The sequence below is a fragment of the Chloroflexota bacterium genome (assembly GCA_018648225.1).
Classification (GTDB): Bacteria; Chloroflexota; Anaerolineae; order Anaerolineales; family UBA11858; genus NIOZ-UU35.
The window spans coordinates 14,350-33,624 of record JABGRQ010000067.1; the positions used below are offsets into that span (position 1 = coordinate 14,350).

At 53.4% G+C, this 19,275-nt stretch carries 20 protein-coding genes; 5 read left to right on the plus strand and 15 right to left on the minus strand.

Annotated features, from left to right (window positions below; all coding sequences use genetic code 11):
* Window positions 1-26: 26 nt before the first annotated feature.
* The 5 genes from HN413_04910 to HN413_04930 are packed head-to-tail and all read left to right on the plus strand — an operon-like array spanning window position 27 to window position 2,808.
* The gene (locus HN413_04910) at window positions 27-404 is read left to right on the plus strand and encodes a hypothetical protein (protein MBT3389731.1); all 378 of its coding nucleotides are present in this window, start codon (window positions 27-29) and stop codon (window positions 402-404) included.
* The gene (locus HN413_04915) at window positions 404-982 is read left to right on the plus strand and encodes a hypothetical protein (protein ID MBT3389732.1); all 579 of its coding nucleotides are present in this window, start codon (window positions 404-406) and stop codon (window positions 980-982) included. Before HN413_04910 ends, HN413_04915 begins: the two co-directional genes overlap by 1 nt.
* Window positions 983-992: 10 nt before the next feature.
* Window positions 993-1,628 carry a hypothetical protein gene (locus HN413_04920; protein ID MBT3389733.1) on the plus strand — a complete coding sequence of 212 codons (636 nt, stop codon included), beginning with the start codon at window positions 993-995 and terminating at the stop codon, window positions 1,626-1,628.
* Window positions 1,629-1,634: 6 nt separating this feature from the next.
* Window positions 1,635-2,351 (plus strand): hypothetical protein, encoded by a 717-nt coding sequence (locus tag HN413_04925; GenBank protein MBT3389734.1) that lies wholly within the window; start codon window positions 1,635-1,637, stop codon window positions 2,349-2,351.
* Complete coding sequence (locus tag HN413_04930; protein ID MBT3389735.1) at window positions 2,338-2,808, plus strand: aminoacyl-tRNA deacylase; 471 nt, start codon at window positions 2,338-2,340, stop codon at window positions 2,806-2,808. The genes HN413_04925 and HN413_04930 overlap by 14 nt, the downstream gene beginning before the upstream one ends.
* Before the next feature lie 70 nt (window positions 2,809-2,878).
* Here HN413_04930 and HN413_04935 read toward each other — a convergent pair whose 3' ends face one another.
* The 15 genes from HN413_04935 to icd form a co-directional block, all read right to left on the minus strand.
* A complete protein-coding gene (locus tag HN413_04935) occupies window positions 2,879-3,121 on the minus strand; it encodes a PspC domain-containing protein (GenBank protein MBT3389736.1) in 243 nt (80 codons plus the stop codon).
* 96 nt (window positions 3,122-3,217) lie between these two features.
* Window positions 3,218-5,989, minus strand: coding sequence for a PAS domain-containing protein (locus HN413_04940; GenBank protein ID MBT3389737.1), 2,772 nt, complete (start codon window positions 5,987-5,989; stop codon window positions 3,218-3,220).
* A gap of 10 nt (window positions 5,990-5,999) precedes the next feature.
* Window positions 6,000-6,581, minus strand: coding sequence for a competence protein ComE (locus HN413_04945; GenBank protein ID MBT3389738.1), 582 nt, complete (start codon window positions 6,579-6,581; stop codon window positions 6,000-6,002).
* A gap of 147 nt (window positions 6,582-6,728) precedes the next feature.
* Window positions 6,729-7,664, minus strand: a complete 936-nt coding sequence (locus HN413_04950) for a S1 RNA-binding domain-containing protein (protein MBT3389739.1) — start codon at window positions 7,662-7,664, stop codon at window positions 6,729-6,731.
* 60 nt (window positions 7,665-7,724) lie between these two features.
* Window positions 7,725-9,656, minus strand: a complete 1,932-nt coding sequence (locus HN413_04955; GenBank protein ID MBT3389740.1) for a hypothetical protein — start codon at window positions 9,654-9,656, stop codon at window positions 7,725-7,727.
* 16 nt (window positions 9,657-9,672) lie between these two features.
* Window positions 9,673-10,212, minus strand: coding sequence for a GNAT family N-acetyltransferase (locus HN413_04960; GenBank protein ID MBT3389741.1), 540 nt, complete (start codon window positions 10,210-10,212; stop codon window positions 9,673-9,675).
* Window positions 10,213-10,215: 3 nt separating this feature from the next.
* Window positions 10,216-10,911, minus strand: a complete 696-nt coding sequence (locus HN413_04965; protein ID MBT3389742.1) for a hypothetical protein — start codon at window positions 10,909-10,911, stop codon at window positions 10,216-10,218.
* Between the two features lie 63 nt (window positions 10,912-10,974).
* Window positions 10,975-11,814: a purine-nucleoside phosphorylase gene (locus HN413_04970; GenBank protein ID MBT3389743.1), complete on the minus strand. Its 840-nt coding sequence runs from the start codon at window positions 11,812-11,814 to the stop codon at window positions 10,975-10,977.
* A 209-nt stretch (window positions 11,815-12,023) separates the two neighbouring features.
* Entirely contained in the window at window positions 12,024-13,070 is a 1,047-nt protein-coding gene (gene ltaE / locus HN413_04975; protein MBT3389744.1) for a low-specificity L-threonine aldolase, read from the minus strand.
* A 92-nt stretch (window positions 13,071-13,162) separates the two neighbouring features.
* Window positions 13,163-14,083: an RluA family pseudouridine synthase gene (locus tag HN413_04980; protein MBT3389745.1), complete on the minus strand. Its 921-nt coding sequence runs from the start codon at window positions 14,081-14,083 to the stop codon at window positions 13,163-13,165.
* Between the two features lie 105 nt (window positions 14,084-14,188).
* Window positions 14,189-14,740, minus strand: coding sequence for a signal peptidase II (gene lspA / locus HN413_04985; protein ID MBT3389746.1), 552 nt, complete (start codon window positions 14,738-14,740; stop codon window positions 14,189-14,191).
* A gap of 134 nt (window positions 14,741-14,874) precedes the next feature.
* The gene (locus tag HN413_04990) at window positions 14,875-15,639 is read right to left on the minus strand and encodes an alpha/beta hydrolase (protein MBT3389747.1); all 765 of its coding nucleotides are present in this window, start codon (window positions 15,637-15,639) and stop codon (window positions 14,875-14,877) included.
* Between the two features lie 10 nt (window positions 15,640-15,649).
* Window positions 15,650-16,060: a hypothetical protein gene (locus tag HN413_04995; protein MBT3389748.1), complete on the minus strand. Its 411-nt coding sequence runs from the start codon at window positions 16,058-16,060 to the stop codon at window positions 15,650-15,652.
* Complete coding sequence (locus HN413_05000) at window positions 16,053-17,465, minus strand: GAF domain-containing sensor histidine kinase (GenBank protein MBT3389749.1); 1,413 nt, start codon at window positions 17,463-17,465, stop codon at window positions 16,053-16,055. The genes HN413_04995 and HN413_05000 overlap by 8 nt, the downstream gene beginning before the upstream one ends.
* A gap of 222 nt (window positions 17,466-17,687) precedes the next feature.
* A complete protein-coding gene (gene icd, locus HN413_05005) occupies window positions 17,688-19,094 on the minus strand; it encodes an NADP-dependent isocitrate dehydrogenase (GenBank protein ID MBT3389750.1) in 1,407 nt (468 codons plus the stop codon).
* Window positions 19,095-19,275: the final 181 nt, after the last annotated feature.

A 19,275-nucleotide genomic window follows, 5' to 3' on the forward strand; every position in this document is an offset into this window, starting at 1 on the left:
TCCGGTGGAATCTTTAGGAGAAATGTATGCAAACAAAATTTGTAGACGGCGCACCCGCCGCGATTGGCCCTTACTGTCACGCCATGCAATCCGGCAATCTAATCTTTTGCTCCGGGCAGACGCCTCTGGACCCCGCGACAATGCAACTCGTAGGCGATGAAATTGGCGCGCAGACGCGGCAGGCGTTGACGAATCTGGATACGGTACTCAAAGGGCTGGGGCTTTCACTTCAGCATATTGTCAAAACTACCGTCTTTCTTAAAGATATGGCTGATTTTCAGGGCATGAACGCAGTATATGCTGAAATGTTCGGCGAACATCGCCCGGCGCGCACCACGATTGCGGTGCGACAAAATCCACTCGATGCATTGGTCGAGATTGAGTGTATTGCAGAACTGGCCTGATGGTTTATTCTTATCAGATCGATGGAATCCCCATACAAACCGGTGACATCATTGGCACGACCGATATTGAGCTTGAAATCCAGGCCGGGGAGTTTTGGCGTTTGCTGGGGCGGTTGATGCCCGGCCCGGTGGATCATATTGCCATCTATATTGGCCCCGGCGGGCGTTGCATCGAATCGGGGGGACGGGGCGTGATCGCTTTTGAAATTGATGAGGGAGGCTGGCTCTCAGGGAAAATGAGCAAGCATCGCGGGCGCTTTTTGGATCAGTTCTATGGGGTAGCCTATCCGCTGGCCGGGCGAGGTTTATCTGATGATGAAGAAATCTACATCCGAGAATCCGTTGCGGCCTATTGCCTGGAACAGGCTCAGGGGCGCAAGCGTTATAATCTCAACTTTCTCGATTCTGAAACCGATGAGAGTTTTTATTGCAGCCAACTGGCTTATAAAGCTTATATTCGGCACGGCATCAACCTGAATACTGGCGTCGGCGTTCCCAACTTGCCTGGAACGAGCAGTGTTGTTTTTCCACAAGAGATTTGGAATGCATGTTTGGACACAAAAATAGCCCAAAAATGAGGAGAGCCAAATGCCAACTGAAGCTGCTGCACAAGCCTTGAGTATTTTACGCGATGGAAGCCAGTACCAATGGTATGTCATCACCCTGTTTGCCTTTGTAGTTTATGCTTACGCGGTGGAGATTGAGCGCCGCAACTGGAATCTGGTCTTTGCCGGGCTGGCCTTCTGGGGCATGGACTGGTTCAACGAAATCTGGAATTCGCTGTTCTTTCACTTCAACGGCCACGCGCCCGTTTGGGGAGCGCCCGGTCAGACTGCGTATCTTATTTTTGTCGGGTTGAATATCGAGATCAGTTTTATGTTCGCCGTTGCCGGAATCGCCTTTGGAAAAATGTTGCTTCCCGATAAACGCACCAAAATTTTGGGCATCCCCAATCGACTCTTTATGGCGATTGTTAACGCGGCTTTCTGCGTGTTTGTGGAAGTGCTGCTCAATCAGATTGGCGCACTGACCTGGGATTATCCCTGGTGGAGTGCTTCGTCTCCCTGGTTGATCTTCCTGTTTGGCTATTTCCACTTTTTCCTGGTTTCATATTGGGTACACGATATGGATACGCTTAAGAAGAAAATCATCACGGTGGGCGTGATTTACGGGATGGTGCTGGTTGAAATTCTTGTTTTTGGTGTTGTCCTGAAATGGATTTAATGTTCTATGACCACAGAATTTGATTTTGAACGCTATTGGCAGGGCAAATTTGAGCGCGCTCTGGATGAGATTGCTGGTGAAGATGTCCGCATAGCGGTGTTGCAGAGTGGTGAAACTCTTTCTGACCAAAGCCCGCGCGCCGAGGTGGTTGCCTGGTCTCGTCAGGCTATGCAACGTATGGAAGCGCGGGTCGATGAAGGTGCTTGCCGCGTAATTATGACCGCCTGCGCTTGCCATTATCCGCCAGATGGCCTGCAAGAAATCAAGGCGGCCTATGCTGCTTCCCAAAATGTGGATGAAGCGCTGGCGATGCTACAAGCGAAGTTCGAGATATTTTTGCGGCAAGAATTGAATCTGGATAAAGGAGAAATCGCGGCGATTACGGCGCGCGGCTGGGGGTTGGCCGGAGTTCATCGGGGGGATACAATTCTCGCGACAAAGATCCCGAAAAGTGGCAACCTGAAGGAATATCTCGCCGAGAACGACCCCGAAAAAAAGCGCCAATTGTATTGCCACTGCCCGCGCGTGCGCACAGCCCTTAGCATCAACGAAAATCTACCCCCAACTTATTGTTATTGTGGCGCCGGATTCTACCAGGGCATTTGGCAGGAAATCTTGCAGCGGCCTGTCGAAGTTGAAGTAATGGAAAGTGTGCTGATGGGCGGCGACGTTTGTACGATTGCTATCCATCTGAACCCCCTTGAGAACTATGCCCAAGAATAATGTTACCCGCTTGCTTGATCAGCGTAAAATTGGCTACACAATATTTGAATTGCCTGAAGAAAAACTGGGCGCGCTGAAAACGGCCGAAATATTGGATGTGAATCTGGAGATTGTCTTTAAAACGATCGTGGCTGCCCGGCTGGAGCGCGGCAAACCTATTTTGGCTGTCATTCCTGGCAACACCGAAGTGGATTTGAAATTGCTGGCGAAATCATTGGGTGAGAAAAAAATAAGGCTGACCACCCAGCAAGAAGCCGAAGAACTCACCGGCTTGCAGGCTGGGGGAATTTCCCCGTTGGCGTTAATGAATCGTGGTTTTCAAGTGGTGATTGATAGCACGGCGAAAAATTTCAATGAAATCCATGTTTCCGGCGGGCAGCGCGGGTTGAATATCCGCCTGCCGGTCAAAGAGCTGGCAAAATTGACCAATGCCCGTTTTGCCCCCATTGGCAAGTAAATACCCCTACGCCAGAAATTGCCGCAAAAAGGAGGGTTGAGTGCTTCGCACTCAACCCTCCTTTTTGCGATTACTCCACATCTTCAACGGGAGCGCTGACCACAGCTTCCGAAGCGGGAACAGCCTCGGGGACGACGAGCATCATGACGATATAAGCCCAGAACAAGGCGCTGCCAGTAATCAGGCTGCCAAAAACAAAGATCAGGCGCATCAAAGTGGGGTCAATATTGAAGTATTCGCCTAATCCGGCGCAAACACCGGCGACCATGCGATCATCTTGTGAGCGATAAAGGGTTTTATAGGTTTCAGACATTTAAATTTCTCCTGATTGTTAAATTATTGTCACCCCCATATACGCAGATTCTTTCTGCAAGTTGCGTACCGCCCCCATTTTTGCAATTTGCTGAAATTACTTTAACCCGCGTAAGGCGTAAACCACGGCTGGTTCCGCCTTGCCTTTAACTTTGATCGGAGGTAATTGGTCGGCGATCACTTGTCTGGCAATGGTCCAGTAGGCCATCTCGGAGAGCAGGATTTGCCCTGGCTCAGCAATCGACTCCAGGCGTTGGGTGTAGTTGACTGTGTCGCCGATAACGGTGTAGTTGAACAGATCGCTGGTGCCGACATTGCCGACCATGGCTTCGCCGGTGTTGATGCCGATGCTGAAATACAACTGGTGTGACTGCGTGATTTCAGCACGCAGTTTGCGGATAGCCTCATCCATTGCCAACGCGGCGCGGGCAGCGCGCAGCACATGATCTTGCTGGGGATCGGGGGCATTCCAAAAAGCCATCACCGCATCGCCCATGAATTTATCCAGCGTGCCTTCCTCCGTGAGAACGGCCTGGGCGGCCACAGAAAGATACGCATTCAGCACGCCGAAGAGCATTTCGGGTCTTGTGCGCTCACTGAAGGGCGTGAAATTATGGATATCGGCAAAGAGCACTGTCAGCGGCTGGCGGATGCCATCCAGGCGCAGATTGCTGGGATCAGCCAGCAGGCGGTCACGCACGCGCGGGGCGACCACGCGCCCAAAGGTCTGCCGGATGCGCTCTTGTTCGGCCTCCAGCGTGCGCTGTTTGGTGAGGTCGTCAATCACGATGGTGGCCCCTTTGGTATTTTGTTGCGCATCACGCAATGGGGTACTGGAGAGGCGTAAGAATAACGGCCCGCGGTCCAACATCACCGGGTTGAATTCTTCGCCCACAATTGCCGAGTCATCGCTCAGCGTGGAAGCGGCCATTAGCAAGAAGTGCGGTCCCAGGTCGGGCAGGGCTTCGCCTAGGGTGCGCCCAACTGCCTGTTCGACAGGGATACCCAAAATCTTTACCGCGGCCTGATTGAAGAGCGTGATTTTGCGTTTCAGGTCGGTAGTGATTACGCCCGATGACATGGATGCAAAAATATTATCCATCAGGTTTTTCATTTCCAGTGTTTGGTTAAGGGTATCTTGCAGGTTGGCGAACAGGCGCACATTTTCCAGCGCCAGGGAGGATTGCCCGGCGACGGCTTCGAGAAATTCAAGATCGTCGCTGGTGTAGGGTTCGCCGGAGCGCCGCGCCCCTAGAGCCAGAAAGCCGATCATTTGGCCTTCATAGTGCAAGGGTGTGAAAACGCGGCCCCCGATATTTTCGAGGGTCGCAGTTTCGTTGGACAAAGCCTCGGGGAGTGAGCGTCCCGGCGGGAACCAGATACCACCCTGGCCCTGATTCAGAATTTCCACCAGGGGGTGTTCGACGGGCAGCGCCGCGGCGCGCACTTCATCCGGGCTTTGCGGACGGTACACCGCATCGTTATCATCATACAAATAAATCTGCACCTTTTCTGGGGCCAGCGCGGCGTGAAGTTCTTGTTCCAACATAGTCAGCGTATGTGCCATTTCTGGCGAAACGCTAAGATGCCGCGAGAGATGGGAGAGTACGCGGCGATAGTCGGCGCGCGTGCGGTAGAACAAACGGTCAATGGCGCGCTGCATCAGCCTGCGTAACGGGTTGAGGCCGACCACCAAAACAAGCAGATAGAGCGCCACGAGCACCGGATCGTTGGGCGTGATTTCTGCAGGGACCAAAAATGAAATTAGCGTGATGAGCAGGTAAAAGACTCCCACCGCGCCGGTAGCTGTCAGCACATAGGTGAGCGTGGCGCCCATAATGCGGTCTACATCCAGCAGGCGGTAGCGCACCAACGCATAGGCTACAGAAAGCGGGAAAGCGATCAGCGCCGGAAAGGCAATATTGACCTGAAAACGCACCAACTGTCCAAACGCAGATGGCAGCAAAAATGTGACCATAATTGGGCCAAAAGCCAGCGCCGAGCCAAACACAATAATGCGGCTTTGCTGGCGAATCATGGCCGAGTGGCTGCGTGCCACGCGGTAGACCAACGCGCCCAGAAAAACCAGAATTCCCAGGCTGATGGCGGCATAGCTCCACAGCCAGGTGTTAATATAGCCCCAGGGATGCGAGGGCGCCAGAATTTCGCGCCCCACGGGAATTGCCAGCGCAACCGTCAGCAGCCAGGGCAGCCATTGCAAGCCCGGATAGCGTTCTACAAAGCTCATCTTTTTAGGGAAATCCATTGCCAGATGCAGCAACGCGCCTCCGGCCACGGGCAGGCTCAAGGCCCATAGCAGCACCAGCGCCTGGGTGGTGTTCATATCGAAATACGCCGCTGTGATCGTGCTGGCTGAAGATGTGAACGCTAAAAATGCCAGCGACGAGCGTTTATCGCTGCTAAGGCGGTATGCCCAAATACCAATGAACCAGAATGCCATCCCCACAATATACGGAATTCCGAACCAGACCACCAATTCTGCGCGGGTAAAAGGCCGCGGCTCGACGCGCACCTGATAGGGCTGCCCCTGCTGATTTGTGAGGCCTAACGAAACAGTAGCTCCCGCATTCGCCAGCGCTGCTCGTAAATCGGTGTTATTGGTAATGGATTTGTCGTTTACGGTGATAAGCTGATCGTAATTTTGCACCCCGTTCTTTTTCGCGGCCCAATTCTCGCGCGCCAATTGACTGACCACGCCATGTGGCTCCAGAAACAAGCCCAAAAATGGCTGTTGCATCCAGCGAAAAGCCATGAATGGCGATAGCAGCAATACCAAAAGCGAAACCCCCGCGAAGCCCAACGGGAGCGTCTGCATAATTTGGTTACGCAATTTACGAAAAGATGTCATTCTGCAAACTCTAGGGGTCTACGGTGATAAGTGGCTTCATTTTCTCAAATGTTGCTGGCCCAATCCCTGAGACATTTTGAATTTCTTCGATGATGGAAAAAGCCCCGTTTTCCTGGCGATAGGCAATAATTTTTTCGGCGGTCACAGGGCCAACGCCGGGCAGGGTTTCCAGTTCAGCCTGGGAAGCAGTGTTGATATTGACGATTTGCGCAACGGACTCCCCCTGAGGTGGATCGGCGATTATCGGGCTGGATTCTGCCACTGCTGGGGTGTTATTTGCACTCGCAACGATCGGCACAATTACCTGGCTGCCATCTTCGAGCAGCGCGGCCAGATTTAAATTTTCGGTCTGAGCGTCTTCGCTGAAGCCGCCCGCTGCCGCAATCGCGTCTTGCACACGGCTTTCAGGAGGCAGCGCTACTACCCCGGGTTGAGCCACCGCTCCGCTGATATGCACTCGTATTGGCACAGGTGTGGGCGGTGGTAAAAGATCAATGGGTATGCCGCGTGGCGGGCTGCTGGCAATCAGCACGGCTCCCGCTCCAAGTAATCCGAACAAAACGCCTATGGCGATCAGCCCCCAATTTTTCACATCACTTCTCCTTTTTCACTTGCAGATATTTTATGGCTTGATGCTGTTTTGTGTGGACAAAAAGCAAATTGGACACAGATAAACACGGATTTCAACGATCTCGCACCGACGTGCTCGCGGCACGAACGGTGTGTTTTTGTGGTGAGATTAAAGTGAGTGCAACCGTAAACCCAACTGCTGGCGTTCGGTGTCAATATGCAAGATTGAAACCTGTATCTTCTGGCCCTCGCTAAAAATCTCGGAAGGTTTTCCGGCATTATCACCCATCTCTGAGACGTGGATCAGGCCATCAAGCCCCTCGCTCAGGCGGGCGAAAGCCCCGTAGGGCACTATGTTGGTAATTACCGCCTGGGCAATATCGCCGGGCTGGTAACGCTGGGAGGCTTCTGCCCAGGGGTTGGGGTGTAGGCGTTTGAGACTCAAGGCCACCCGGCAACGTTCCTGATCGAGGTTGAGCACATGGACTTCAATATCCTGATCGGGTGAGAGCACTTCTGATGGATGGCTGACACGCCCCCAGGAGAGTTCAGAGATATGGATCAACCCTTCAACACCGCCCAAATCGATGAAGACGCCAAAATTTGTAATTGTGGTCACGCGCCCCGAGACGCGCGCCCCGGGGAGCAGCGTTTTTAACAATTCAATGCGTCGTCCTGGCGCGGCCAGAGCTGCGCGCTCCGAGAGTACCACGCGCTCGCGTTTGGGGCTACATTCAATCACTTTTAGTTTTAATGTACGGTCCACGTAAGCGACTAAAATTTCTTTGCGCTGTTCTTCGTTGGTTTCTTCGGTGATTTCGATAATATGTGAAATGGGCACAAAACCCTGAATACGTTCATCTTCCACCAGCAAACCCCCGCGATTATATCCGGTGACAATCAGCGTGATAATTTCATCGTTTTTGTAAAGCGCCTCAGCCCATTTCCAGTCAATTGGGGTGTCATCATCCAATGGAGGGGCGACGGCCTCCTCGGGGATGGTTTCCAACCGATCCTGCGCCTCCGCGTCTATGAGGATCGCGGCCCACCAGGCTTCGTCGGGAGGAGTTTCAGCAGTAGAGAGGGTGATTTCTTTTTCTAACATGGTTTCCTTTGCCTGTAAAAATTGATATTTTGCTTCTCCATTATGTTGTGAAGTTTACCACTATTTCTCTTGACGATTCCCGGAACGGACTTCTTGTTCCATCTCAATAATTGCTTGAGCAACTTCTTCTACGGCCACGCGTTGTTTGCGATAAAGATCGGCCTCCGACATTGCCAGACGGGTGGCAACATCGCGCACTCTGCGGCCCTCCATAAATTTCATCTCCAGAATATTATACAAAATCCATTCGGTGGTGAAATGTCTCTGGCCTTCGGGTTTGACTTGTTCAATTCCCTGGCGTAAGATTGCCCGGAGCGCGTTGACCGAGCCGTCGTGTTCGCTGATGGCCTGCTGTACAACCTGCAAGCGCAGTAATGGACTTTTTGAGAGTTTCGGGCCGCCCCAGTAATGGCTGAGGGCATCTTTCACCCAGCGGGAAATATTGGCATCTTTCAGATCTTCATCGGGTGTTGCCAACAAGTCGCTGCTGTCGTAGCGTGAAGTCGCGCGCAGGCGTTGTATCCAGTCTACCTGAGGGGTGAGGGTTTCGAGTGAATTGAAAACCTGCTGTTGTTTCACGCGGTCGATCAGAGCCAGCGCGGCACGGTCGCTGAGTGTGTTTAAGGCGGCGTGTTGCTCTTCGTCGAGGGATTGTTGAGCAGTACGTTCTGCACCCATTAAACCCAGCAGCGGGAGTTTTTCTCCCTCGAGGGCAGGTTGATCTCCAAACAACGGAACCAGCCAAAAGTCCCCCCACGTGAACAGCCGCAAATTGGCGGAGCTGTCTTCATTTTCGTCATTGCCGCGTGTGACGACTTCCACTAATTCTTCCGTGAGAATTTCTTTTTGAAGTTGTTTTACTGCGCCGACGGTAATAATCATCTCCGAGCCGGGTGGCACCAGAACGACCACGAAGGCATTTTTAATTTGCAAGTGATCGCATACTGCAGTGAGGATGGTTTCTAAAAATTGCCCCAGGTCGCCAGAAGTGAGCAAGCGTTCTTCGAGCGTTTGTACCAATCGCAGGCTGTTTTCGGCGTTGCCGTAGAAGAGTACGCGCTCCCAGATGGGGGCCAGCATGGTGATGGTGTATTGCATCAGCAAGAGCGTGCCGACCATAGCGATGGGCACCGCGGTTGAGTAGACAGCCCCGAACGATTCTCCCGCGCGGCGCACCAGGGTGGTGACGGCCAAGACGGTGGATGCAGTTACTGGCCCGCGCATAACCCATTTAAAGAGACGCCGTTTGACCACGCGGTCGGGCCAGGAGACGCCAAAAAAGGCCACCGCGTAGGCCATTAGCACGATGAGTACGGAGGTGATGATATTAACCAGATCGGCAGTGAACCAGAAAAGCAGCGAGTGCGCGCTGGCGATTGTGGTGGTATAGGTTAAAAAGGGAAACGCGCTCAACGCGGGAGCGGTGGCTCCGGCGATCAGATAGCTCATGCGCCGCTGGCTGGTGCGCGTGATCGTGCGACGATAGGCGCGGCCAAAATTGATCCATGCCCAGATCATGCTAACGGTGTAATAGGCGAAAAATCCCCAGTTCAGCGGAGTGGCAGCCAGCGAGTTAGTTGCTTCGGTGGTGATGACCGTGCCCATCCACTCGGAGGAGGGTAATGCCAAAAGGAAAGCGGCTGAAATCAGGTAAGTGAGGCGTACCAAGAGCCGCCGCCGCCCGCGCGATGGGCGGCCTGTGGTTGCCAGGAGTGCGTCTGAAAAATGCAGATAGCTGGGCGGCAAGAAAATTGCGCCCACCCATTGCACCCGCACCCAGATATTAAGTAAACTAGGTTCCTGAACGACGCTGGCAATCGATTCCCCCACAAATACAACCACGACGCTAAAGAAGATGATCGCAACCGAACGTGCTACGCGGTCGCGCAGATTGAAAGAGAGGGCATATAACAGCAATGAAAAAGCTGTAATGGCGATCCCCGCTGTGAGCAGTTGATTGAGGGTTTGTAGACTACCGATCAGGGAAGGCATAGCTGTGAATTGGCTTTTATTTCATCCATTTTGAGAAGAATAAAGCAATATCATGATTGGCAAAGTAATGATCATTGTACCCGCAAAGCTCAAAACCCAGTTTTTTTGCCATCTGGATCGCCGGGTAATTCTTAGGCTGGACTTCCAGCAGCAGGCGCTGCATTTCGTGGTACATGGCCCAATCTTGTCCGGCCAGTATTAGCGAGCTACCAATTTTCTGCCGCCGCAATCGCCGAGCGACAGCTAGATCGGTAATGCGAACCGCGCCGAGTAGCGAGTTCAATGTCAGGCTGATATAGCCAACCGGTTGACTATCCAATTCGGCAACCAATAGTCCGTCCAGCAGAGGCCAATCGGTGAGCAATCTCTGCGGATTATTGGGGTATTGCACCTGCACCGAGCGGGGTAAACGCGCTTCACGAAAAGTGATCTCAACCGTATGGCCTTCACTGCGAAAATTCATCTGCCAGACATGGTCGCTGGAATAACTATGTTCCAGTGCGGACAACGTCTCAATGTCTGTCGCAATCGCGGGGCGGATATTGATCTCAGGCATGGTTCACTCGCTGGGGGTTTCCACGCGTACCTGGATGGCGCATGGCGTGGATGCTATGCCCTGGTTATCCGTCACGATCAGGCGCAGCAAATAATCGCCTGTTGCCAAGCGCGAAGTATCCCAATAACCCAGTAGGTTTTCTCTGGCGGCTGTATCTCCGGCCTGAATGGTCAGCCAGGCTAGCGTGTTGACATCCGCCATTTCAAATTTATAAAATCCAAAATTGGGAATGTCAGCAGAACCATAGATTTCAACCACTCCCTGGATGGTTTCACCAGCTTCAGGGGAAGTGATTTCGAGCTGGGCGGGGATGCAGAGATTATCCTCTAAATTGGCAGCGAGTAAGGGAACGGGCGTGGGGGGGGCTGCTTCTGCTTCTGCGGGGGAAGATTCCAGCGTGGTGGTAGGCGTGGCCAATAAATCTATCGTTGGGGTGAGTAGCGGTGACGCCTCGGGGATACCCGGCAAAACAAAATACACCAGACTGAACTCGGATACACCGAGCAAGAAAATCAACACCAGCATACTGGCGGCCAGGTTTACGCGCCCGCGGGCGCTTTCTTGTTCCAACCCAAATGCCGCGCTGCGCAGACTATCCCACGCCAATGTGAACTTGCGCAACTGCCAGACGGCCAGTATGCCCAAGATCAGGTAAACAAAGACCTGGTTATTGTAGAAAAATTGCAGCGCTTCGGCCATAGAAGGATTCCAAAAAATAAACGTATATCGGGCAAAGTCCCGATATACGTTTATTTTTCGTGCTTATGCAAGGGTCTGTAATACGCCGCGCAGCAAGCTAACCAGTTTCGGAACCATCACCTGCCCGGCTTCGAGTACTTCTTCATGGGTGGTGATCGTGCTGCCATCGAGATTGGCCTTGTTGCTGATGCCCGAAACACCCATCACGCGCAGATTGCCGTGGCGGGCAATTGTTACCTCAGGTACGGTAGACATGCCAACCGCATCCACGCCCATTGCCCGCAGGAAGCGCAAATCGGCAGGGGTTTCAAAAGATGGCCCGGCCAGACCGACATAGACGCCCTCGTGCAGCTTGATGGCGGCTTTTTGCGCCGAATTGCGCGCCAACTCGATCAGGCCTGCATCGTAGGCGCGGCTCATATCGGGGAAGCGCGGGCCAAATTCGTCCAGGTTGGGGCCGCGCAGCGGATTCACGCCCGCCATCCCCAGCAAATTCAGATGATCGGTAATCAACATTAAATCGCCAGGTTCAAAATTGGGGTTCACGGCTCCGGCGGCGTTGGTCACGACAAGCATTTCGATGCCCAGACGCTGCATCACACGGATCGGCAATGTGACGCGATCAATGCTGTAGCCTTCATAGTAGTGCGTGCGCCCCTGCATAACGAGCACATCTTGCCCTTCGAGTTGGCCTACCACCAGACGGCCTGAATGACCAATCACAGTAGAAACCGGCCAGTTGGGGATGTCATCATAAGAGACAATTTCGGGATTTTCAACCGTATCGGCAAGCGGCCCAAGCCCCGAACCGAGGATCAGCCCGATTTTGGGTTGGGTAGTGATTTTCTCGCGCACGGCCTGCGCAGTGGCATCAATTTCGGCAAGGGTGACAAAGGGCTCCATAGATAGCTCCTGGTATAGCATGGCTTTGAACGGGGGATTTTGTTTCGTCTTCGAAAAAAACTGCTACAGATTTTGGCTTATGAGCCGTGTGCATCTGCGTTGATCTGTGGCTACCTGCCAATCAGTGGGAAAAGATTAGACAGTAACAGGGTGGCAGTAAAATCCACCACCCTGCATGATTTCATTAAGGATACTGCGCGGGAATTATATCACGAATAGACCCTGAGTACTTCTGCGAAGGCTCCCACCGCATTTTGGACAGCCTGATCGTCTACCCAGTAGTGGGTGACCAAACGGAAACGGCGTTTCCCGGTTTTTCCAACCAGCACCTGTTGTTCTTTGAGCCGGGCGACGATTTCAGTAGCATCCACGGGGATGGTATCGGCCAGACTCAGATAGACCATATTCGAGGGCGGCTGGGTGGTATCTACACTCAGCCCGGGGAGGGCGGCCAACCCCTGGGCCAGTTTTGCCGCCCGTAGATGATCTTCTTTCAGACGCGGCACTACTTCTTCGAGGCCCACGATCCCGGCGGCGGCCAGTATTCCGGCCTGACGCATCCCTCCGCCCAGTTGCTTGCGAATGCGATGTGCCCGGCGGATGAAATCGTGGCTGCCACATAATACCGAGCCAACCGGCGCACACAAGCCTTTGCTCAGGCAAAATGTAACCGAATCGACCGGGGCGGTGAGTTCGGCGGCATCCACGCCCAGGGCCGCGGCCGCGTTGAAGATGCGCGCCCCATCCAGGTGCAGGATCAACCCGCGGGCGTGAGCCAGTTCGCCCACCTTTTGAGTGTAATCCACACTCAGGGCCGCGCCTCCGCAGCGGTTATGCGTATTTTCCAGCGCAATCAAACGCGTAATCGGATGATGAACATCATCGGGGCGGATGGCAGCTTCAATATTTTCCAGCAGCAACGTACCATCGGGTTGGTTCGGCAGCGTGTGCGGATGAACCCCACCGAGCGCCGAGATACCCCCGGCTTCGTAGCGAAAGGTGTGCGCCTGATCGCCCATGATGACTTCGTCGCCGCGTCCGCAATGCGCCAAAACTGCGGCCAGGTTGCCCATTGTTCCCGATGGGATGAATAAACCGGCCTCTTTGCCCAGCATGGCGGCAGCCTTCGCTTGCAGTTGGTTGATGGTGGGGTCTTCGCCGTAGACATCATCGCCCAGCGGGGCTTTTGCCATAGCTTCGCGCATGGCCGGGGTGGGCTGGCTGACGGTGTCGGAACGCAGATCGATGATTTTCATGATGATACTCCAGTATGAGCGTTGAAGGTTGCTGGTTGAATGTTACAGGTTGTGGGTTAGCGATGTAACTTTCAACCTTCAACCTGTAATTTTCAATCGGCCTTTAATTGTTCTAAAATTTGCGTTAAATCATCGGGCAATGGCGCTTCAAACGTGTGCGCTTTGGCCTCGCCAGGGATGACAATGGAAAGCCGTTGGGCGTGCAAGAATTGACGTTGCAGCGGCAGGCTGGGGGTATTGCGGCCATAAACGGTATCGCCAACGACCGGGCATTCAAGAAAGGCCAGATGCAGGCGAATTTGGTGCGTGCGCCCGGTATGGATGTGAACTTCGAGCAGGGTGTGTTTGTCGAAATTCTCCAGCGTGAAGAATTCGCTGATGGCTTCGCGTCCCCTGTTCGCGGTGGTAACTGCCATGCGTTGACGCTGGGAAGGGTCGCGCCCGATGGGGGCTTCCACGCGTCCGGTGGGGGTGGGCGGTTGGCCGTCTACCAGCGCCAAATAGCTTTTACCCACCTGTCGATCTTGAAATTGCTGGCTCAACCAGTGCTGGGCTCGGTCATTTTTCGCCATAATAATCGCGCCGGAGGTGTTTTTATCCAGGCGATGCACCAACCCCGGGCGTTTTTCGCCGCCTACACCTTCAATTTCGGGAGCGTGCGCCAAAGCGGCGTGGATCAGCGTACCGCTGGCGTGTCCCGCGGCGGGGTGTACCACCATCCCGGCGGGTTTGTTGATGACGAGGACATCGTCATTTTCAAAGAGAATATCCAGCGGAATGGCTTCGGGGATGAGTTGGCTGGGCGCTGCCGGAGGAATGTGGACTTCGATTTGGTCACCGGTAGCTAACGCAAACCCCGATTTGTGGGGAATGTCATCATTGACGGTGATATGCCCGGCGGTGATGAGCGCCTGGATGCGGGCGCGGGATAGTTCCGGGATGCGCGTGACGAGAAATTTATCGAGGCGTTCTGGCGAAGTTTCTTTAAAAATATAGTGTAGTGAGCTGGTCATGCTTCAAACCTCCGAGATTTTCCAATCTCGATTTACTATAACGTTCGTTCGCGAGAATAGATTGATGTGCCAATACCGATTTTGGCAAAAATCTCGGAGGTCTCGTTAAGATAGCTGTCCATCCTCAAGGGGATTTTCTATTCCCTCAGCGGGTTGCTCAGAATCTTGTTCGGCGGCTTTTGTTTTGCGTTCTTGCATCCACATCCCGATGATGAGTACAGCGACACCAATTGAGATGCTTGAATCGGCGACATTGAAAACCGGGAAAGAGCCTACAGAGATAAAATCGGTCACATAGCCGCGGGCGATACGATCAATCAGATTGCCAAGCGCGCCAGAAATCTGCAATCCCAATGCCAAACGCAGCGGCCAATCTGTGTGCGGAATTTGTGGATAGTAGTACAGGATCATCACGATGACGATGACCGCCAGAATCATCAGCGGGGTGTTCGGGTTCAGGCTTTGCCCCAAACCAAAGGCCGCGCCGGTATTTTTCCAGTTGACGATCCGCGCATAAGGCGCCAGCCAATCCCAGGGTACCCAAGTATAGCTTAATTGCAAATTGTTACGCACCAGGGCTTTGGTCCATTGGTCGAGGCTGACAACGATACCAACCAGTAAAGCCAGCCACGCATAATCTTTCAGATACTTACTCAAGAGAGCCTCCAACGAATATTATCAGGCTTTCGCCGCGCCGTAAAAATTTCCGAAAAATAGGGGTGTAGGGCGAATATCACCCTACACCCCTATTTTTCGGTTTTTTGCTTTTGTGAAATCTTATTGTACCGCGCTTAGTGGGGAATTTTTTCTAAAAAATCGCTTAATGCTTGGGCAACGGCCGCAGGTTCTTCAATTTGAAGCATGTGCCCGGCCTGTGGAAAGATTTGAAGTTCGGCGTGGGGGAGTTGATCGCTCAGGTATTGGGCGCGGCGGGGCGGGGTGAGTTGGTCGTTTTCGCCGCAGAGTACCAAACAGGGCGTCTGAATTTGATTCAGGGAATCCATAATGTCGAAGGTGTTGCAGGCGAGGAAGTCGCTGTGCAGCACTACCGGGCGTGTCTCGGCCATGCGTTTGGCGCCCAGTTTTTTGAGCCGCTCTGGCGTCTTTGGGCCGAAAGCTCTTTCGGTCATGGCCGCGATGACGGAGGGGAAGGTCTCGGGGCGGCTGGCATTCTCTATTAGAACGGGATCAACCCGCAGCCGCGCGCCCGTTCCCACCAGCCCGAGGGCCAGGACTCGCTCGGGGTGGTGAAGCCCCATTGTTAGGGCGATTGCTCCCCCCATAGAGTGTCCCACAAAAACGGCCTGGTGGATTTTTTGTGCGTCCAGCCATGCCAGCACGCTCTCACAATAAGCGGCGATGTTTTGCCGCCCGCGGCCTTCGGATTTGCCGTGACCGGGCAAGTCGATGGCGTGTACATGAGCATTGGGCAATCGGCGAATTTGCGGCGGCCAGTGCAGATGGGTACCGCCAGCGCCATGAATGAGAATTACACTGGGGCTTCCAATGGTGCGAGTTGCGTGTTCAAAAGCATAGATGCTGGCATTTATAGGCATAAGCTTTCCTTTAGCGATTGTCGCGATTATACATCCATACGGCGCAGCCGAGGGCGACCAGCAACCCACCGATGGCGAAATAGGGCGTGCGTTGGATGAGCGTGGTAATTTGGGTGAGCGTGAAATCGGGGGCGCCGTGGCTATGGAGGCCGGTTTTTAGGGCGATGAGCAGCAGCGCAATGAGGGTGGCGCTGGCCCCGGCGAGCAGGCCGATCAGAGCGGCGCGTGGCACCCCGTGGAATTTTGGCGCACGGCGCTTGTATGCGGTGTGGGCTGCACCAAACGCGGCGATGAATAGCGCCAGAAGAGTGACGATATTGATTTGGGTATCTTCAATGGGTAGCCAGAACAGAGTTACGATCCCCGCTCCGATCGCTGCGAAACGCAGCCATAACGGTGAACGGGCAGGGGTCTCAGACACTATGGCGGATGCGGTCTACAGCTTCTTCAGTGAGCGGAATCGCCACCTGTATTTGGGTGCCAACCCCGGGGGTTGAGTCGATATTGATGACGCCGTTCACCAGTTCGGTGCGCTCGCGCAGGTTGAGCATCCCCAGGCTGCCGCGATGCTCGTAAGAAGCTGTCACCGACTTGACATCAAAGCCCTGACCATCGTCCTGAATTTCAAGCAGCGCCAGGTCTTCCTGAATTGGGCGCAGGCGCACGTAGATATGCTCTGCTTCGGCGTGTTTGCGGGCGTTGTTGACTGCTTCTTCAATAATGTAGAAGATGATGCCCTGTTTGTCCATCTCAAACTGGTCGACGATTTCAGGGTCAAGTTTGGGAATGACGGTTTGTTTGTAGCTTTCGTACATTTTCTCGGCCATAGCGTCGACGGCTGCGCTCAGGCCTTGTGTTTCAAGCACCAGCGGGCGCAGGGTAAAGAGCATGTGGCGGATCTCTTTGGTGGTGCGCCGGGCCAGGTCTTCAATTTTGAAGAGTTCATCGGCTGCAGCGCCCTGGTCGCGTTCCATCAGACGGCGTGCGAAGTTGACGCGCATGGCAATGGCTGCAATCGATTGGGTTGGCCCATCGTGCAAATCGCGGGCGAGTTTTTTGCGCCCTTCTTCCTGAATTTCTGTCATGCGCTCTTTTTCCAAGGATAAGTCCTGATATAGACGCGCGTTTTGTATCGAGATCACAGCTTGTTTGGCGATGATATTGAGGACTTCACGATGCGTGGGATGGAAAAAATCGGCCTGGGGGTGAGCAAAGAACATGACTCCGTACGTATCTATCCCCTGGCGCAATGGAATACAGTAGAGCGAAGCGCAACCCTGCAAAGCCATGATGCGTCCCAATTCGGGGTCTTGGGACGGGTTTTGGGCAAAAATTGCCCCACCCTCATCCACGACTTCCTTGAGAATACCGCGTTGCGCAGGAAAAGTTTGTTTTAGATCGGCAGGGGTTAGCCGGCGTGATGCGCCAAAATAAAGATCGGGATCTCCATCATTCCCGCTAGAGAATAAAAGTACGGAGCCGACGAGACGGTCTTCTGGGATATTGCTGGTCGCCAGCGCTTTCAGTCCCATATCCAGCGCGGCTTCGAGTACGCGCTGGTAATTGAGCGTTGAGGTGAGGTTGCTGAGTAGCTGGTAGACCTCGCGCATGCGGTTGGCATCCAGTTGTTGGGCTTTTACTTTGGCGATAGTCTGGCGCCTGCGGGCTTCTTCGCGCTGTTTGCCCTTGCTACTGGACGAACGCGCTCGATTGCGTTGCGACCAGATGAAATTAACTACACCGCCACCGAGCAGAAAAGCAGCCAGGCTCACGATGCCCGCCAGGTATGCTGGATTGATGTTTGAAAGGAGATCGGGTATGCTCATTGGGTTGATCTGAGAAAATCAAGTTTGAAAGCGTATTCGGGATTAACCCCGTATTGTTGATATACCAGGACGACAGGGTGAATTGCGACGTTAATCATACCCCAAAAGCAGCGAAATGGCAAAAAAAGCTAGTACCGAAGTTCTAAAAATATAACAGGGGATGGGAGATAGAAGACGGAGCAAAATATTACTCCGTCTTCTATCTCCCATCTTCCGTACTTCTTAGTCATCCATGTGCTCGATGATGGCATCACCGAATTCGGAGCATTTCAATTTGGTCGCGCCTTCCATCAAACGGTGGAAATCATACGTCACGGTTTTGGCTTTGACAGCTTCACGCATACCCTTGATGATGAGATCGGCGGCTTCGTGCCAGCCCATATATCGGAACATCATTTCACCAGAGAGAATCACCGAGCCAGGGTTGACCTGATCTTTATCGGCGTATTTGGGAGCCGTACCGTGCGTGGCCTCGAAGATGGCCGCGCCGGTCTCGTAGTTGATATTGGCCCCGGGGGCAATGCCCATGCCGCCGATCTGCGCGGCCAGCGCGTCGGAGAGATAATCGCCGTTCAGGTTCATCGTGGCAAGCACATCAAATTCTTTGGCGCGCGTGATCGTCTGCTGGAAGACAATATCGGCAATCGTATCTTTGATGCGCAATTTACTCTTCCACTGCCCGTTGCCGTGGGTATCCCACAATTCAAGCGCGGCCTCTACCTCATCCAGAATTTCTTGTTGCTTGTCAGGGGCCATCATCTCGAAGCCGGGGTCAATCATGCGGGCGTTTTTTTCCACGGTCAAATCTGGATTGGCTTCCTTGTTACCTAAAATCCAGGTTTCGCGCTCGGTGACAATTTCATCACGGAATTCACGCGTGGCGAGTTCGTAGCCCCAGTTACGGAAGGCGCCTTCGGTGAACTTCATGATGTTGCCCTTGTGTACCAGGCTGACACCTTTACGTCCATTATCCAGCGCCCAACGGATGGCGGCGCGCACCAGGCGTTCGGTGCCTTCCACAGAGACCGGCTTGATGCTGATGCCAGCCGTATCCGGGAAGCGGAACTTGGCGTATTGCTCAGGGAATTGTTCTTTGAGTGCGGTGATGAAAGCCGCATTTTCTTCGGTGCCATATTCAAACTCCGCGCCGGTGTAAATATCTTCGGTGTTCTCGCGGAAGATGACCATATCTACATCTTGGGGGCGTTTCACTGGTGAAGGCACACCTTCCAGGTATTGCACCGGGCGCAGGCAGACATATAAATCCAGGGCTTTGCGTAAAGCTACATTCAGCGAGCGGATACCGCCGCCGATGGGTGTGGTCAGCGGGCCTTTAATCCCGACCAGAAATTCTGTAAATGCTTCAATGGTTTCATCGGGCAGCCAGGAACCGAAATTCTCAAAGGCTTTCTCACCGGCGTATACTTCCATCCAATGAATTTTGCGCTTCCCGCCATAGGCTTTTTTAACCGCGGCATCAAACACACGCACGGAGGCGCGCCAGATATCGCGTCCGGTGCCATCGCCCTCGATAAAGGGCATAATGGGCTGATCTGGAACCTGTAATTCTCCATTTTGAATGCTAATTTTTTTGCCCTCAGCGGGGACATTGATCGTAGAATACGACATACCGAAATTCTCCTTAAAATTTATGATGCTTATTTAGATGACAACTGCTCTGTCTGCAGTGGAGATAAGCTTGAATAATGGCTTAGGACTTACGCATTTGTGATCGAATTGCGCAAACTCCAACCTTTAGATGCAAGAAATACTTTTAGGTTTCAAGTTTGGCCTGACGGTTGTGTTGCAA

Bases quoted from the DNA above. Each gene is read 5' to 3' on its own strand.
- HN413_05000 (MBT3389749.1), bottom strand. From the start codon at position 17,465: ATGAGCATACCCGATCTCCTTTCAAACATCAATCCAGCATACCTGGCG.
- HN413_04950 (MBT3389739.1), bottom strand. From the start codon at position 7,664: ATGTTAGAAAAAGAAATCACCCTCTCTACTGCTGAAACTCCTCCCGAC.
- HN413_04940 (MBT3389737.1), bottom strand. From the start codon at position 5,989: ATGACATCTTTTCGTAAATTGCGTAACCAAATTATGCAGACGCTCCCG.
- HN413_04925 (MBT3389734.1), top strand. From the start codon at position 1,635: ATGACCACAGAATTTGATTTTGAACGCTATTGGCAGGGCAAATTTGAG.
- HN413_04935 (MBT3389736.1), bottom strand. From the start codon at position 3,121: ATGTCTGAAACCTATAAAACCCTTTATCGCTCACAAGATGATCGCATG.
- HN413_04965 (MBT3389742.1), bottom strand. From the start codon at position 10,911: ATGGCCGAAGCGCTGCAATTTTTCTACAATAACCAGGTCTTTGTTTAC.
- ltaE (MBT3389744.1), bottom strand. From the start codon at position 13,070: ATGAAAATCATCGATCTGCGTTCCGACACCGTCAGCCAGCCCACCCCG.
- HN413_04920 (MBT3389733.1), top strand. From the start codon at position 993: ATGCCAACTGAAGCTGCTGCACAAGCCTTGAGTATTTTACGCGATGGA.
- HN413_04960 (MBT3389741.1), bottom strand. From the start codon at position 10,212: ATGCCTGAGATCAATATCCGCCCCGCGATTGCGACAGACATTGAGACG.
- HN413_04930 (MBT3389735.1), top strand. From the start codon at position 2,338: ATGCCCAAGAATAATGTTACCCGCTTGCTTGATCAGCGTAAAATTGGC.
- icd (MBT3389750.1), bottom strand. From the start codon at position 19,094: ATGTCGTATTCTACGATCAATGTCCCCGCTGAGGGCAAAAAAATTAGC.
- HN413_04990 (MBT3389747.1), bottom strand. From the start codon at position 15,639: ATGCCTATAAATGCCAGCATCTATGCTTTTGAACACGCAACTCGCACC.
- HN413_04910 (MBT3389731.1), top strand. From the start codon at position 27: ATGCAAACAAAATTTGTAGACGGCGCACCCGCCGCGATTGGCCCTTAC.
- HN413_04955 (MBT3389740.1), bottom strand. From the start codon at position 9,656: ATGCCTTCCCTGATCGGTAGTCTACAAACCCTCAATCAACTGCTCACA.
- HN413_04980 (MBT3389745.1), bottom strand. From the start codon at position 14,083: ATGACCAGCTCACTACACTATATTTTTAAAGAAACTTCGCCAGAACGC.
- HN413_04915 (MBT3389732.1), top strand. From the start codon at position 404: ATGGTTTATTCTTATCAGATCGATGGAATCCCCATACAAACCGGTGAC.
- HN413_04970 (MBT3389743.1), bottom strand. From the start codon at position 11,814: ATGGAGCCCTTTGTCACCCTTGCCGAAATTGATGCCACTGCGCAGGCC.